Origin of the sequence: Parabacteroides sp. AF48-14 (assembly GCF_003477465.1) — a bacterium.
In the GTDB taxonomy this organism is placed as follows: Bacteria; Bacteroidota; Bacteroidia; order Bacteroidales; family Tannerellaceae; genus Parabacteroides; species Parabacteroides acidifaciens.
Genome location: NZ_QUDI01000043.1, coordinates 1 through 16,137 on the forward strand (window position 1 = coordinate 1; position 16,137 = coordinate 16,137).

Consider the following 16,137-nt stretch of genomic DNA (forward strand, 5'->3'; position numbering starts at 1 on the left):
TCGACTTTTATCGTTCTAAACAGCCTTTTTGGGGCTATCTCACTTTTCAAAAAACAACGTGGCTGCGTATTGATCTGATTGGAGAATAAGTCTTTTTCACACAGTCTCTTCAACGAACGGTTTTGAAGATTAGAGGCAAAGCCTCTTCCTCTGTGGGCTTTAGCCCCTTTAATAAATAGCTCCCTGTAAATAATTGAAAGGGGTTGAAACCCACAGAGGAGTCCGGCATAGCCGGGCATTTATCAATCCGTTGATTGAAATCAACGGCAAAAGAGAGCCTGCGGCATGGGGCAACGCCCCATTAAAAGAGAGCACACCGATAAATCAGCATTTGCCCCTTCACCCCTGTTAGCGCTAACTATTCAAGGGTTCAGAATTTTCATTAGCCCCTTGCCCGGCTTGAATTTGACACTCTTGCGGGGAGGGATGGGGGCGGGAACACCTGTACGCGGGTTGCGCCCCATGCGGCCGGGCTGATGCCAGCAGCTAAACTGGCCGAAGTTTTGTAGGCAAATGGAATTGCCTTTCCGCAACTCTTCGTTAAAGACGTCGCACAAGGTGTCGAGGTATTGTTGGGATTCTTTACAAGTAATTCCCAATCGATGGGCAAGGGTCTGTGATAGTTCTTTTTTATTCATATCTATTATTTTGTTGTATCTTTTACGCAACGGACGGACTGACCGTCGGACTGACCGCGACTAAGTGTAGAGGCTTTATTCTCATTCCCTCCATATCTATATCCAGATCCAGAGCTACTACCTGATGCCCAGAACATTCCTTCGTGGCCAGGCCCTTTTGATTTTCCATTACTAATATCCCGGTATCCACCATAAGGCCAACGTAATCCGGGTATAGCATAACATGTGATACCACAAATATCCATATCGCTAACAGTACTTGTATAAACAAATTTCAGATTAGCGGTTGTAAAATTATTTCGTACCCCGGAGGGAGTAACACGCCATCCTGCCGGACAAGGGTCAAAGCATGTTTTTACGCCATCTTGCCATAGAGAATTGTTAGCAGAACCTCCATACCATAATTGAGAGCTGTTTGAATAGAACAGGGTAGGATTATTCATTGGCGTTCCAAAATCGTTCCCTGAAGTAGTGATTTTTTGCCCGCCTACATATATTCGCTCTCCGTCACTATTATACATCGGTACTGTCTGTGCAGTTGCTTGGGCCTCGAACTTATCCTGTGAATCCCCTGATTCCGTATTTTGGATAGCTGGCAAGAAAGGATCTTTCCGTCCCCATTGGTAACACATTCCGAGGCACCGATACCCAAGCCCGCCCTTTTTGCTCCGATCCCCCGGTCCATCCAGATATAATCGCTCCATTTATATACATGTCCTCCGGGAACATCGAGAGAATCTCCGGACATATCATTACCGACATTATCCAGCACATAATCCGTCACCCAGATATGCCAGCTCCATAAAATTTTACTATCTTTATCATAGGCGGCAATCAGGGCGTTCCCCTGCATATCGGCGGTTTGTATCCGAAACTCCCCATTGGCTTTCAAATGGTAGATTGCCCGGATTAATCCCGGATCGGTCTGCCAGACAAGCCCGACATGGTCGATGTTGCAATCACCATTAACACCGGTTCCTACCCGTTTAAGATAGTCGATTGTATTGCTCACCGCTTCACCCGGTGCATTATGCGGATTAAAGGTCAGGAATGAGTTCGGTTGAACCATGTAACAATTAGCTCCCGGTAGATGGCGGTATATCTGTCGCGCTAAGGCGCGAATCATCCTCCTTTCCTTCTATTCCGGTGACCTTCAGCGTGACGGTGTACGACCGGTTCCCTTCTATCGTAAAATCGTCGGTGTTGTTTGCTCCCGGATATAATGTGTAATAGACCCTTTTTGCTCCCTGATCTCTTTGGGCTGCATCCGGATAATAGTTGGCTTCGAGATAGAGATAAGTACAATAGTCGTCCGGTTTGTTTTTGTTTTTATCTTTTGGATTGTTTACAGTCGTACCACTTTTTTTACCCCGCCTGTTTTCCGGAATATACCAGGTATAGGTTCCCTCTATATCATTGACGAACGGCTGCCAATCGGCGTACAGTTCACTGCTTGCCTCCGGGTAGGAGATCTCACTTGCCGGGGCTTCCGGACAGGCGACGGAAGGGACCGACCTCAATTGCAGCCAGAGCGGTTCGAGGGCGGCACCTGACGGTAGCCCGTTCTGGTCTATGCTGAAAACGATTTTCGCCAGTCGCCGGGTCAGGGTGGCAGTGACATCGGTTTCCGTATAGATTTTCGTCACACTGCTTCCGGTCATCAGTATTTTCCAGTTCTGAACATCCGTTTCCGAGAGGGAAAATTGCTTCGTTTTCAACTCGCCCAATGTCCCGCTGAAGTTATCGAATGTCCCGCCGGCATTGGCTATAAAATAAAGGGTTTGCAGTTTGTTTGCATCGCCTATGGGTTGCATCAGCCCGACTGTCAACTTCGAGGCCGGATTATCAAAAGCGCGGGCAATCACTGCCGGGGCTTCGTCATCTGTCCCGTCGAACTGGATCACTGCCAGGTCATGGATTTCCGCCTCACCGATGGCCCGCGTCGTCTGTCCGCCATCGAGGGGCGCAACCTGCAAGCGGCAAACGACCTCTACCGGCGTTCCCTTCTCCGTCTGTACCTCGTCGTTCTCCGTGCAACCGGTAGTCAAGCCTACCAAAGTAGTCCAGAGTACTAAAAGCCAAAAAGTATTATTCATTTTCATTCTGTTTTTGTTTTACCGGTTATTTCTCTTTTACGCAACGTACCGAACCGCCGAAGGAACCGGCAATATCATTGACTATACTTCCGCCCGAACTGGTGAAGCTGAAAGTCCGTGGAAAACCGTTCTCACATAATGCCGACCACATATAAGTGTTACTTGCATTAAAGGTCATATTGCTGTTTCCAAGCACTCCCCTCGGGAACCAGGAATATTCGGAATTAACCGTCAAAACCGCCCCGTATGAATTGGTTGTATCCCAAGCAATATTGCCATCGCTACCCCATTTATAAGCATCCCATGCGGCTTTCGCCGGCACACGCCAGCCGGCAGGGCAAGGGTCGAACACTGTTTTCGTATCGGAAAACCAGAGGTTAGGGATTGCCGCTGTTCCGCCATGCCAGGTTCCCGTCGTACTTTGGTGGGTGAAAAAGACAGTCGGACATTTGATCGACTCGTCGATATTCAGGGCAGTTCCTTTGTTGGCAGACGAAAGACTGGTTCCGGTAACAGTCGTTTTGCCCGTGTCATAAAACGGATCTTTCCTCCCCCACTGGTAGTAAAGATTGCGGTTATTGTCTTCCCGGAATACGTTCAAAGCTCCTAAGTTGCGGTCCATCCACGTATATCCGCCGAAATCGTATATATATCCGTTTTTCCCTGTCCCGTCCAGCACTTTGGCATAGGGCGTCACCCAGATGTGCCAGCTCCAGAGGATCGTGTTATCGGCATCGTAGGCGGCGATCAGCGCATTGCCACCTATCCCGGCGGTGTTGGGCAACACGCGCACCACTCCTTCGCCGAACGAGACATCGATCAGGCCGCTCGCCGTTTGCCAGACCGTTTTAACCGCTGCAATCCGGCTGTACCGGTTTTCCTTCACCTGATCCGTATAGCTGACGCCAACCTCCCCGACATCCGTCCCCGGCGCCAGATAGGGGTTGAAAGTCACTTCGCTGCCGGATTCGGGCGAGAGGACGAAGCAATTCGCCGACGGACTGAGCACCAGGTTACGTCTCGTCACGCGAGAGTCAAAGCTGTTGACGCCTCTCAGGACGGGCAGTATCTCGTAGTCGTAATTGCGGTAGACATTATAACCGGGACTTCCCTGGCCGACATAAAACCTGTAGGTGACCAGCTGGTCCGGCATATTAGGGGCCTTGTAGATGCCGGAAAGTTCCACGCAGGTATGGAAAGAATCGCCGGAGGGCCGGGCATCTGTCGCTGTCCGTACGTTCTGCGGGATATACCAGGTAAAACCGTCTTCGACCTGGCCGATGATAAAAGTATAGTCGGTGAAGTTGGCAGCCGTTTTCTCCGGATAGTCGGTGGCCTCCGTAATCCCGTCGGCATATTTCAGGACCTTCGGCACGTTTCGCAACCGGAGGCTCAAAGGGGTAAAATCGGCATCTACCACGCCTGCCAATGACTTCGTGTATTTGAAATGCACCTGTGCCACCAGCCGTTTCAGTTCGACCAGATGGATTGTTTGGTCTTCCACACCTTTAACCGGTACATACAAGGCCGCAAGCATCAGCTGGTTTTCACCGTTGTTTGTCTTCTGGTCGAAAGGGATCTCAACGTTTTTAAAGTCACCCAACGTTTTCCCTCCAAAATTCTGGAAGGCGGAACCGGCATTTGCGATAAAGACGAGATACTGAGTGTCCTTTTTCGAAGCCTGCAACCCGATCAGGTAGTACGGTTCCGTCGCAGATTCGTCCTTCTCCGGTTCGGGGGCGCGCAGGTAGCGGGCGGTAACGCATACGGCGGCATCTTGCATCGCTCCGTCTGTCACACTCTGATCGAGGTCGAATTGTAAAACCGTGAGGTTCTGCAAAGTATTCTCACCGGTATTTGCGCTACCCGTCTCCAGCCGGATCGTCTGTTCGCCGTCGGTAGCCACCACCTGCCCGTGAGCGGCCTCCAGACCAAAGCGGATGCAGGTAAGGCTGCCCGGCCGGTTACCGTCTGTCTCCTCCGGTATCCCGTCTGCCGAGCAGCCGACCAACATTCCGATCTCCATCAAGAACAATATCAGTATGTATAAATTCGTTTTCATATTATATATCCATATCCAATTTAATATCTTCACCCCAGGGATTAATGTTTATCGTATGGGTCACCGTTTGTACGCCGCCTCCCACTTCGCTGTCATCCGTGACGGTTGTCCAGGGAGCCACCGTGATATTGAAACGGACATAGTCCCATCCGTAGTTGACTTCAAACAGATAACGCTTGCTGGGCTCGAAGGCGAGCCGGTTGATTTTTACGCTTAATAGCCTGTCTGTCGCTTCCGCTTCTTTGTTCCTTTGAATCTTAACCTTGATTATCGCGTTGAACGTGCTCTCCGCCTTGGGAAAAACCACCCGGGGCGTTTTCTGTGTATTGATATAGCCCGGCCCGCTGCCGTTTCCTTTCTCCCCGGCAGTAAAAGCGTCACTCCCGTCGATTGTCAACTTTTCGAACCGGTCTGTTTCTTCGATCGCCGGTATCACAAGTTTGTTTTCAGGCAGCAGGTAGTTGTCTGTCGTAGCCTTAACCATCCCCTCGATTTCGATGCTTTGGACGGCAAACGACAGTACCGAGTCGACCTCCTGCTTAACCACCTGCACGGTAAAACTGATTTGCGAGGCAAGATGGTCGAGGTTATTCAGCGGAATAGTGGTCGCATCCGCCCCCATTTGTGCCCGGGTGACAGAGCCTAAGGCATCTGTTCCCTGCGCCACAGTGCCGTGCTTGCCTTCACCCGTCAGCGTTTGCACCGGCGTCATCGCGCAAAAATCGTATGTGCCGACAGGCAGGTACATCGGTTCGTTGTCCGTAATACTTCCATCGAGCTCCAAGCCGTCCGCAGTGCTGTTCACCTTATACTGCCTCGCCGCAACCAACTTGCCGCTATTGGGATTATAGGCCGCAATCGTCAACGCCGTTCCAGCCTGCAAGTCCGTTGCATCCCCATCCGCCGCACGCATCGGCCTTAGTTCCGCCAGCGTAAAACTGACCGGATACCCCTTCCCGTCATTTTCTCCACGCCCAACGTCCGCCTTGTCGCAACCCGCAAGCAGCAACAACAACGCCAATATCCCTGTATGAAATTTTCCTTTCATATCCAATATTTATCACTTTCAACTTTCCCCTTTCAACTTTCAACTCTCCCCTCACTTCGGGTCCACCTCTATCACCTCATCCAAATTGATCCCATCCACCACCCAGGGATTCACCTGGGGTAAAGGACTAAAGGAGGCTGCCTGCCGTGAGATCAAGACATCGAAAGCGTATGTATATCCGCCTTTCAAGCCATTAGACGAAACATTCAGCCGGGCTGTATATCTCTTCCCCGCTTGCTTGCCGCCTGTGTCAAATTCAATGCCCTTAAAATCGAATTGCAAGGGTATTTGTGCATTCGCCGCTACCGGAAGGAGGATAAAAGAGACGGTGAAGTTCGGTCCGCTGTCAACTTTATCGCCCGCTTTCACCTGCCCGTTCGCCTGTCCGAGGGGCATCCCTCCGGTAGCACCTGTCCCCCAGTAAATCATCCCATTAGGAGTATCATCCACCCAGGTTGCCGACAGGTCGATATAACTGCCGCTACTGTCGATCGGGGCTATAGCAGCCGTAAGGCTTTCGGCGGAAGTGTAGCCGTTCGTACCGGCTGGTTTCACCGTCAGCACTATTTGGGTGGCGATATGGCGGAAGGCCAAAGGGATCGTGACGGCATCACTGCCGGAAACACTTTGTGAACTGCTTACCGCCATCAGGTAATCCACCCCGTTTTGCAGGATTGCGGTCCGGCTGCCGGTTTCCATTGCCGGGACAGGCAAGTCCACATGATTGGTCGACAAGGCGTAAAACGCATATCCGTTCCCTACCGGCAGTTTCATATCAGCACTAAGAGGAGCCAGATTGCATACGCCATTATTCAAATGAAACGTGTACCGGTTCGAGTAGGCATATTTATCTGTTTCCGACGGTGTCTTTCCCTGCCAGGCATACACGACGACACGCCCACCCTCATTCAGTCCTTCTGTGCTGCCGTCCGCCTTGGTCTGCGCGTCTGTCGCAGGCAAAGCGGTGAACCGCACATCGGCATACCCCGTTGCTGATGGCACCCCTTCGTCCGTCCCGCGACATGCCACAAGCAGGCAAAAGAGGCTCAAAATGCCCGATATCTTTTTTAGTGGATTCATAATACACTTACATTTAAGGGGTTGTTGCTCCTGTGGAACTTGCATCATCCGTATGCTCGATGTCTCCCACTTGCCCGCCGGAGGTTCCGGTTTCCCAAGGTTTTACCGTAACGGTTGAGAATTTGATTTCCGTACCCGAAAGGGTCAGCGTGTACTGGTTGCTTGTCCCTGCCGACCAGCCGCCTGTGGCATCGAGACTGCCGGTATAGGTATGGGTGGCGGCTGCCGCATCTCCGACGATTAAATTGCCAATAACGATCTTGACCTTCATTTTCTGCCCGGAGGCCCCGGCGAGCGGCAGCAGATGATAGGTGGCAACCTGGTCGGCAGGGATATTGCTTCCATCCGAAACCGTGCCGGATCTCACGACAGTCATCTCTTTAAGGGCGGCATCGCTACCGGGCGTCCCTCCTGACTTGCCATCAATCTGTATTTGCCCGTTATACAAATACATGGCGGCATTTGTTTCCGAGGTCGCCTGGATCGAAACTTTCGCCAGATTGAAATCTTTGGCTGTATTATAATCTGCCGCGTGGGCGCTCTCCCCGAACTTGATCGTCAGTTGCACCTGCGTACCTACGTGTTTGAACGCCAAGGGAACATGGGCTATCTGGGTACCGAACGCAATCGTTTGTTGGGTCATGGCATACAGGTAATCGACGCCATTCGTGACAGAAACTGTTCCCTTGGAAGCGCTCGGCACTCCGCCTACGGCATCAGCCGTATGGAAGTTGGGAACAGTCAGGTCTTGACTATTGGTCGACACGGCATAGAATCTGAAGGTCCCCGAAGGAAGGATCATTTCGATGCCGTTGTTGCCATCCACTTTATCAGGAATTAAGGATTGCACTTTGCTTGTTTCGGTTGTTTCGGTCTTAACGGTATAATTCTTTGTTACGGTCACATCAGTCACGCCCTCCTTTTGCCGGTAGGGATAGAGACGTACGTGAGCATCGGTAACCAGCGTATCCGCACCCACATCTACCCCTATACTTTCGACACGGTAGATGCGGAAGTGGTGAAGAAACGGACTTCGACGGGACTTTCCGGTTCGTTCGGCACAGGCCCGTCCAACAGCTTTTCCCCGGTGCATCCGCATAGGCTGATGCACGCCATTAATATATTGATTATACCTGTCTGATGTCTCATGTTGTTCCCTCTATATCTTCTGTATATTAATAATCTTCTTCCACACTGTCTTTGGGAAATTCTCCGTCTTTCGATGTCCAGGGGGTGACAGTCAGTTGCGAAAACCCAACCTGGTTACCGGTGATATTAACCGTGTAATTATATTGCTTCCCCGAAGCGAATCCTCCCGTCGGAGTGGTGACCTCTGCTGTATAGAGCTTGTCCTTCTGTTCTGCCAATCCGTTGAAGGTGATCGACGGGAAGACGATACGGACCGGAATCTTTTGGCCTGCCTGCATCGGAAGCAGGATGCAACCGGCGGTAAAGCCGTCCGTAAGGTTGCCTGTGCTTTCCAGAGTGGTATAGCCGGTTATGTCCCCGTCGGCAGTGTTGGTGGCTACCGGGTATTGCCCGATAGGATCATTGGCTCCCAAAGTGATCTTCGAGCCTGCCGGATTTGTCAGCGGCAGGGTGATCTTGGGGGCGTCCGCCTTGATGATTTCTTCGCTGCCTGTACCACCTTTGCTTGTAACGGTGATTTTTATACGGCTGGCAAGGCGAATGAACGGAAGTTCTACGTTTTGTTTATCACCGTCCGGATTGGATATGATTTTCTTACTCACAGCGCAATAGAGATAGTCGGTATTGTTCTTTAGCACTTCCGTTTCCGAATGCGAACCGGTAGCCAGTACAGGTGGAACGGAGTCGGTCGCCGTCCCGGCAGCATTGACCGAAAGGGCATAGAACGTATAGGTTCCGGCTGTCAGGAACATCTTTTCTTCTCCGTTTTTTACCGTCAGGCCTCCGCCATCCGCAGCCAGATAATCCCGACAGGACTGTGGCGCGACAGCGGGCTGACTGATTGACGGCTGCATATACGCCCGGATCGTGACATTCACATCCTTCCGGAGGGCCTGCGTTTCCGGTGCACCTTCATTCCCAGCCTTTGTCTCGACTAAGTCGATCCTGCCGCTAAACGACACGGCGATCTTTTCCTCCGGTTGAACAGGAGGAATCTCTTCTTTCAGAATCTCCTCCCCGAAGGAACAAGAGAACAAAAGAAGGAGGGCCAATAATGGGCCGGCGATTATGGATGGATGTTGTTGCACGGTTTTAATTGTTATCCGGTTCTATCGGGGTTAAGTTGCCTTCACCATTCTCGAATGTTACCGGATTCCAATTTGTTACCGTTGCACCCGTAAAGGTGATGCCGTTGGCTTTCAGGGTGGCCGTGTAGGTGTATTGTTTGCCGGATTCAAAACCGCCTGACGGATATTTCAGTTGGGTGGTATAGGTCCGTTCTTTCCCATCTTCCGATTCTCCCGTATTCTGCACTTTAACCCTTAGGGTGACCGTGGGAACAGGGGTACCTGTTGCATCAATTAATGGAAGCATAATGTAAGAGACTGTTGCTTTATTCTCTGCAACTTCTCCACAGGTCATTTTTACAGGATTATCAGCATCGACAGATGTTGCCGGTGCTATTACTCCCGTTGACAGTGTCATTTTACACAAGTTACTTGAATTGGGACTTGGTATCTTCGGAGGCGTAATCTTGGCGGAGTCGCCGCTTGGCATCCAGCCTTTTAAGGTAATTCCGTTATTGGTTCCCGATTCTATATTTATGACAATTTTTACCGCCTTTCTTTCAAAATTCAACGCAACATTCTGTTTGTCTGGCGTCCCTGTTATCGCTTTACTTTCTGATTTTGCCCAAAGATAGTTGAACCCGTTACTTAGTTCAGCAGAGACGCCGCTTGTAAACGTAGGGAAGGAAGCTCCCGTTGATTCTGTTATTGAATCCGTGGAGACAGCATAAAAGTTATAAGTACCTTTTGCCAGATAGATCGTATCGCTTGTTCCAATAGTCAGATCGCCATTGGTTCCTACTTCATATTCTTTATTTACAGGGTTTGACACCTCAGCAACTGTTGCATCCGATTTATAAACGTAGACTTTCGCCTTTACGTCCTTCCGCATCAGCGTAGTATTATTATTATCCGTCTTCGTCTGTACCAAATCAATCCCCCCGCTGAACGTGACGGGATATAAGGTATTATCGTCGTTCGTGTCCGGTATCTCGGTCGCTTCCTTGGTGCAGCTTGCGGCACTAAGGAGAAGGGCCGCAGTTAGTAAAATGTGATTTGTTTTCATGTTCGTTGTTATTTTATTGATTGTTTATTTATTATTCATTTGAGGGTCTGAAATCGATGTTTCCGCCGGAGACTTCCTCCCAGCTTGTAACAGTAGCCGTAATCGTGATCGACGGATTCGAGGCCGGCGGAATCACTGGCGGTATTACAGGAGGGATCGGAATATCAGGTTCGTCCGGATCATCCGGGATATCCGGTGGAGTAGGCGGGTCGGGAACATCCGGAGTGTCCGGCCCGACCGGCAGGTCAGGCGAGCCGATCACGATGTCGATATTGTAGGCGACATTGCCTTCCGAACCGCTGCCTTCAAAATGCACGGGGAGACCGGTGTATGACAGGTCATGCTCCGGATTGTTATCCCGCGTCAGCACAATATCGACCGTCAACTCCGTACGGGGTTGTACCAGCAGGCTGCTATTAAAGGTGCTTTCCGTCGAGATTTCCATGCTGGTTTCCGTCTCTGCCTCATACAGCACTAACTTCGGCGCTTCCGTCCCGAACAACAGTTCACCGCTTGACAATTCGAGCCATGCCTCCCGGGAAGAGCCCTCCAACCCCGCGAATTTCAGGTAATAGGTTTCCGGACGGTTTTCGGCCAGGCGAACCGTGATTTTCAGCAACGACAATTGATGGGAAAACGAAAATAGGCTGTCCTGCCTATCGAAAGGATTCACCAATGAACCGGACTGTGCCTTTGTCGTTATGATGTCAGTCTCCCCGTCGAGATGGTACTCGACAAAACCGTCTTTCACAGTGCCTTTCGGATAGTAACCGGTCAGATATACTTCCGAACTGTCTGCCGGATAATAGCGTTCCGGTACAAATGTGATTTCGGAGTCTGTAGCGACTGCCTCCCATATCTCGTCAAATTGCAGGGTGCCACTCCCTTTGGCGACGTTGATAGCTGTACTGTCGAAGTTTTCGATTGCCGCACGGCTCAATAGCTGTGTTTTCAGCCGGATGGGAACCGCAACTGCCGGGGGATCGGGATCCGGCGGCGTAGGCGGGCCCGGTGGTATGGGCACGTCTGACCGGCTGCAACCGGTTAAAAGACAAATGCTACCGATCGTCATTAAATAGAATAATATATTCCGAACTCCTGTCATTCCGTTTTTTAGTTTTACCCCTTTGATTTTCAAGTTTGACGCACCTTATTTATGAAATAAGGCGAAAACACTCTTCTAAGAGGTTTTTCTACCGTTAGAAAACAACCTTGAATTATTAGAATGGCCTATTTTTGATGAAGTAATTTAAGAATTGGAACAGAATGATTTTGTTTCTTTTATGAATACTCGTTAAAAGCATGGTTATTCCAGACCTTCTTCATCCCTAAACTTTGTTTTTTAAGGAAAAGGAGGACATTAGTCCGATTTTCTTTACTTTAATGTTAATCGAATGGTTTATTTTTATCAAATTTCGCGATTCTGTTTGGTTTTCATCAATTTTATTGTAATCTTTGCAGCAAGTTTGTTGGATAAATGAATTTCAACAGGTATAAAACGCTGTAATATAGTATTAAACAACATGATTAACCTTATTTCATAAATAAGGTCTCGCCTCTTTTCCAATCAGTTTTTCGATCCTGTGTGATACTTTTTCATTCGCTTTTATGATCTCTTCTGGGGCAAGACGCGCCAGGTAATTACGGGTCATTTTCTCCGTCGTATGTCCCAATGCCTGACTGATCACACTAATCTCGACGTGGCATCTATAGGCTTCCGAGGCCCAGGTATGCCGGAACACATAGCTGGTTAGCGGCACGGCAAGTCCCAACAGGCGGCCGATCTCTTTCAGATGCCGGTTATGAAGGGCCAAAGCGGCTTTGTAGGTCTCATGGCCGGCATCCGCAGGCAAGACGGGGAAAAGATACACCGAATCCGGACGGGCATACCGTTCGATCAGTTGACGCATCCCCGTATTGATACCGATCTGGATCAGCACGCCCGTTTTCCGCCGCCGGTAGACGAGCAGCCGCCCTCCATCCTGGATATTCTCGCGTGTGAGGTGCACTAAGTCCGTAAACGGCATCCCGCAGGCCATAAAGCTGAACAGCGCCAGATCAACCGCCCCGGCCAGCTCCGGCTTTCCCCGCAGGTTCAGCCCGGCAATCCTTTCGACCACCTCGACCGGCACAGCCCGTTTTTTCGTCTCCTCCCGTTTCAGCCGCAACCCCGCAAAAGGATTCTCCTTCCAGCGACCACCCGCCTCCCGGCAGGCAGCGTTATACATCGCCCTGAGGCTACTCATATAACTGTTCACCGTGTTCACCCGCAGCCCTTCCTTCCGAAGCGCCGCCCTGAACCCCGCAACCCTTGCCGCCGTCACCTCCTGCAACAGCAGCCTCTCCTTCATGCAGTACCGTCCAAACCGGTTCCGCACTGCCCTGTACAAGTCCGCCGTACTCTCAGCGCCCGCCTCCCGCTTGCGCCTTTCCAACAACCGCATACTTTCACTAAAATCACTTTTTCGCATAAGCCTTTATCTATCTGATTAAAAATGATAAAGGTACAACAGATAAAAAGGGGAAAATGAATATTTAAAAATGCTTTACTTCAACAACTTTCGGTCGTTGTTGTCGCCATTTTCCAACACGCTCATTTGATGAATGGCTATTTGGTTGAGTTTGACAAGCCGCTCACCCTGCGGCATAGCCTGTTCAATGAACACGGCGTTTAAGTTCTCCATATTAGACAAGCAGATAAGTTCGTTAATTGTGGCATAGTCACGGATATTACCTTTCAAGTCAGGATTGGCTTCACGCCATTGCTTTGCCGTCACGCCAAACATTGCAACGTTCAGTACGTCAGCTTCGTTAGCATATATAATGCTTGCCTGTGCTGGTGTAACTTCTACAGGTATGAGGTTGTGCTTTATGGCATCAGTATGTATGCGATAGTTGATTTTTGACAATTCACGCTTTGCCGACCAACCAAGCAGCCGTTGTTCTTCAGTTTTCAATCGTTGGTATTCCTTAACGAGAAGCAACTGGAATTTAGGGGAAATTCACATACCGAAATGGTACGCTATATCCCTGTGTGCATATGTTCCACCATAGCGACCAGCCTTAGAACAAATACCTATCGCATTAGTCCGTTCAATCCACGTTTTTACCGAAAGTACGAAGTTGTTGCTTCCTGCTGCATTTTTAATTGTACCGAATTCGGTACAATTAAAATTGGGGTTATACAGTATTTCCCATTCGCCAAGATATTCTATAGTATTTTTAAGGCTTAGCCAACGGAAGATTATATGCTCTTGTAGTTGGCTTCGTGCCATATCGGTAAGGCTGATATAATCTTCCTCATTATACTGGACAACGCTAATATCTGTATTCTGAACTGTAATTTTTGCCATTTGTAATTGAGGCTTTGAGTTTCAGTTGTAAAGATAGCCATAACCAATGAGATTATCTCTCTAAGAACGCTTTTATTTTCAATATATTGGCGAGGTTGAACTAAAAGTTATCCTTTTGTATGGAACGTTTTTTACAATAACCCCCTTTTTTCTATTTCACCGTAAAAAAGGCACTGTTCCGGTTTGACATTTAGCTGCCGGAACAACGCTTTTTATAACATGCGGGCAAACGAGCTGCACGGCTCGTTTAAATTGCAGGACAATTGTCAAGCCATAATATATACTTGCTGACATTCCGATAAAGCTTAACTTCCGGAGAATCGAATATTTGAAACGACAAAGGGGAGGATATGGAAATATGGGAAGGAGCAGAAGATGATTTCGGAAGGAGCCGGCACCTTATTTCCATGAAGCCGGACTTCATCGCGCTGACCCGGAACTTCGTTGCTTTGAAGTCTGACTTCATGGGTGACGAAGGTAAACTTCAGAGCGATGAACCGGTACTTTAGGGGAATTTTCTGCGCACCTCACGGCAATAGACTGGAAATATACGGATTTTTCATCCAAGAGGGAATTGTCTGAGAGACACTTTGAGGATGTGTTGTAGACCTCTTTTCTGCTGTTTTTTACAATAAGGTGGAGTAAATTACTTACCGGCCAGCAATTCCATGATGACCAATGCAGGAAAACTGATCGTAGGCAAAAGTAAAGAAAAAAGGAGAGACTGTGACAGCCTCTCCTTATAATTATGTATATGTTTCCGAATCGCGGGATCAGATTCCCAATGAAGCCTTGATCGCTTCGATCTTTTCTGCTGCGGCTTTTTCTGCTGCGGGCAGTTCGTCGATGCTCTTCACTTTGGAATGAACTTCGCAGTAGAACTTGATCTTGGGTTCCGTACCGGAAGGACGGATGGATACTTTCGTGCCGTCTTCGGTGAAATACTGCAAAACGTTGGATGTTGTCGGCATATCCAGGCTTAACGTTTCATTTTCGATATAGTCTTTTCCTTTCAGGGAAGAGTAGTCATAGAATAACGTTACTTTGGAACCTGCGATTTCCTGCAACGGATTTTCGCGGAAGTGTTTCATCATCGCTTCGATCTCTTCAGCTCCGCTCTTGCCTTTCTTTACAACGGAAATACCTTTTTCTTTGGAGAAACCATACTGAACGTAGATGTTCTGCAATAACTGATACATTGTGATGCCCTGGTCTTTGGCCCAGGCTGCGATTTCAGCGAGGATAGCACAGGCGGAAACGGCATCTTTGTCACGGACGAAATCTTCGCACAGGAAACCGTAGCTTTCTTCGCCGCCACCGATATAGTTCTTCTTGCCTTCGTTCTTTTTCATCACGTCGGCAATCCATTTGAAACCGGTATAAACATCATATACTTCAACGCCGTTCTTTTCTGCAATCGTGCGGATCAGTTCGGTTGTAACGATTGTCTTTACAATGTATTCCTTACCGTTGATCTTGCCCAGTTCTTTCCAGCGGGTGATCAGGTAATAGACGAACATCAGGCTGTCTGGTTGCCGTTCAGCAATACCCATTCGCCTTCGTTGTTCTTAACAGCTGCACCTACGCGGTCTGCGTCCGGGTCGGAAGCCATAACCAGTTCGGCGTCTGTTTCTTTTGCTTTTTCAACGGCCATAGCCAATGCTGCCGGTTCTTCGGGGTTCGGAGAAACAACAGTTGGGAAGTCGCCGCTTACCACATCCTGTTCGGGAACGTGGATGATGTTGGTGAAACCGAATGCTTTCAATGTCGGCGGAACAACAGTGACACCCGTTCCGTGAATCGGAGTGTACACGATCTTCATGTCGTGGTGACGTGCAATTGCTTCCGGTGACAATGAGATTTTTGTCAGATCGTTGATATATTGTTCGTCGATTTCCTTACCGATGATTTCGATCAGTTCCTTGTTGCCTTTAAACTTGATTTCGCTGGCATTGCGGATTTTGTTTACTTCGGCGATCGTGTTCTTATCGTGCGGGGCAATCATCTGTGCGCCGTCATCCCAGTAAGCCTTGTAGCCGTTGTATTCTTTCGGATTGTGCGAAGCTGTCAGGATAATACCGCTCTGGCATCCTAACTTGCGGATTGTGTATGACATTTCCGGTGTCGGGCGAAGGTCTTCAAACAGATAAACCTTGATGCCGTTAGCGGAGAAAATATCTGCGGAGATTTCAGCGAATTTGCGGCTGTTGTTGCGGCAGTCGTGGCCGATTACAACTTTGATCTGGTCCAGACCTGCAAATTCCTGTTTCAGATAGTTGGATAAGCCTTGTGTGGCTGCTCCTACCGTGTAGATATTCATGCGGTTTGAACCGACTCCCATGATGCCTCTCAGGCCGCCTGTGCCGAATTCCAGGTCTTTGTAGAATGACTCGATAAGTTCTGTCGGATCTTCGTTGTCCAAAAGAGCCTGTACTTGTGCACGTGTTTCAGCGTCATAACTTTTTGTAAGCCAGCTTTGTGCTTTGCTTCTTACCATTTCTAACAGTCCATTGTTCTCCATGACCTATATATTTGCTTTTTAATTTAGAATTTTATGTTTTTAAATTTAACAAAGGTA

14 protein-coding genes and 2 pseudogenes are annotated in these 16,137 nt (G+C 49.1%); 1 reads left to right on the plus strand and 15 read right to left on the minus strand.

Features of this window, described 5'->3' with window-relative positions; translation table 11 throughout:
- The 14 genes and pseudogenes from DW083_RS23090 to DW083_RS17530 form a co-directional block, all read right to left on the minus strand.
- The coding region (locus DW083_RS23090; RefSeq protein WP_233552267.1) for a hypothetical protein at positions 1-239 on the minus strand (239 nt) is incomplete at its 3' end.
- A 123-nt stretch (positions 240-362) separates the two neighbouring features.
- On the minus strand, positions 363-638 hold the full coding sequence (locus DW083_RS17470) for an HU family DNA-binding protein (protein ID WP_122333274.1): 276 nt from the start codon (positions 636-638) through the stop codon (positions 363-365).
- A 5-nt stretch (positions 639-643) separates the two neighbouring features.
- Positions 644-1,159 carry a hypothetical protein gene (locus tag DW083_RS22035; protein ID WP_147382156.1) on the minus strand — a complete coding sequence of 172 codons (516 nt, stop codon included), beginning with the start codon at positions 1,157-1,159 and terminating at the stop codon, positions 644-646.
- Entirely contained in the window at positions 1,126-1,764 is a 639-nt protein-coding gene (locus DW083_RS17480; protein ID WP_147382157.1) for a hypothetical protein, read from the minus strand. Before DW083_RS17480 ends, DW083_RS22035 begins: the two co-directional genes overlap by 34 nt.
- Positions 1,715-2,734 (minus strand): DUF4906 domain-containing protein, encoded by a 1,020-nt coding sequence (locus DW083_RS17485; RefSeq protein ID WP_158582131.1) that lies wholly within the window; start codon positions 2,732-2,734, stop codon positions 1,715-1,717. Before DW083_RS17485 ends, DW083_RS17480 begins: the two co-directional genes overlap by 50 nt.
- Positions 2,735-2,759: 25 nt before the next feature.
- Positions 2,760-4,796: a DUF4906 domain-containing protein gene (locus DW083_RS17490; protein WP_122333278.1), complete on the minus strand. Its 2,037-nt coding sequence runs from the start codon at positions 4,794-4,796 to the stop codon at positions 2,760-2,762.
- A gap of 1 nt (position 4,797) precedes the next feature.
- Positions 4,798-5,844, minus strand: coding sequence for a fimbrillin family protein (locus DW083_RS17495; protein ID WP_122333279.1), 1,047 nt, complete (start codon positions 5,842-5,844; stop codon positions 4,798-4,800).
- 51 nt (positions 5,845-5,895) lie between these two features.
- The gene (locus DW083_RS17500) at positions 5,896-6,924 is read right to left on the minus strand and encodes a fimbrillin family protein (protein ID WP_158582132.1); all 1,029 of its coding nucleotides are present in this window, start codon (positions 6,922-6,924) and stop codon (positions 5,896-5,898) included.
- Between the two features lie 13 nt (positions 6,925-6,937).
- A complete protein-coding gene (locus DW083_RS17505) occupies positions 6,938-8,035 on the minus strand; it encodes a fimbrillin family protein (RefSeq protein ID WP_147382158.1) in 1,098 nt (365 codons plus the stop codon).
- 64 nt (positions 8,036-8,099) lie between these two features.
- Positions 8,100-9,161: a fimbrillin family protein gene (locus DW083_RS17510; protein ID WP_158582133.1), complete on the minus strand. Its 1,062-nt coding sequence runs from the start codon at positions 9,159-9,161 to the stop codon at positions 8,100-8,102.
- A gap of 4 nt (positions 9,162-9,165) precedes the next feature.
- Positions 9,166-10,206, minus strand: a complete 1,041-nt coding sequence (locus DW083_RS17515; RefSeq protein ID WP_122333283.1) for a fimbrillin family protein — start codon at positions 10,204-10,206, stop codon at positions 9,166-9,168.
- Between the two features lie 31 nt (positions 10,207-10,237).
- Complete coding sequence (locus DW083_RS17520; protein WP_122333284.1) at positions 10,238-11,311, minus strand: fimbrillin family protein; 1,074 nt, start codon at positions 11,309-11,311, stop codon at positions 10,238-10,240.
- 433 nt (positions 11,312-11,744) lie between these two features.
- Entirely contained in the window at positions 11,745-12,677 is a 933-nt protein-coding gene (locus DW083_RS17525) for a site-specific integrase (RefSeq protein WP_199659193.1), read from the minus strand.
- 75 nt (positions 12,678-12,752) lie between these two features.
- Positions 12,753-13,559 (minus strand): annotated as a pseudogene (locus DW083_RS17530) (KilA-N domain-containing protein).
- Positions 13,560-13,909: 350 nt separating this feature from the next.
- Between DW083_RS17530 and DW083_RS22150 the strand changes: the two are divergent.
- On the plus strand, positions 13,910-14,068 hold the full coding sequence (locus tag DW083_RS22150) for a hypothetical protein (RefSeq protein WP_158582134.1): 159 nt from the start codon (positions 13,910-13,912) through the stop codon (positions 14,066-14,068).
- A gap of 264 nt (positions 14,069-14,332) precedes the next feature.
- On the opposite strand, the pseudogene DW083_RS17535 reads toward DW083_RS22150, so the two are convergent.
- Positions 14,333-16,080 (minus strand): annotated as a pseudogene (locus DW083_RS17535) (phospho-sugar mutase).
- Positions 16,081-16,137: the final 57 nt, after the last annotated feature.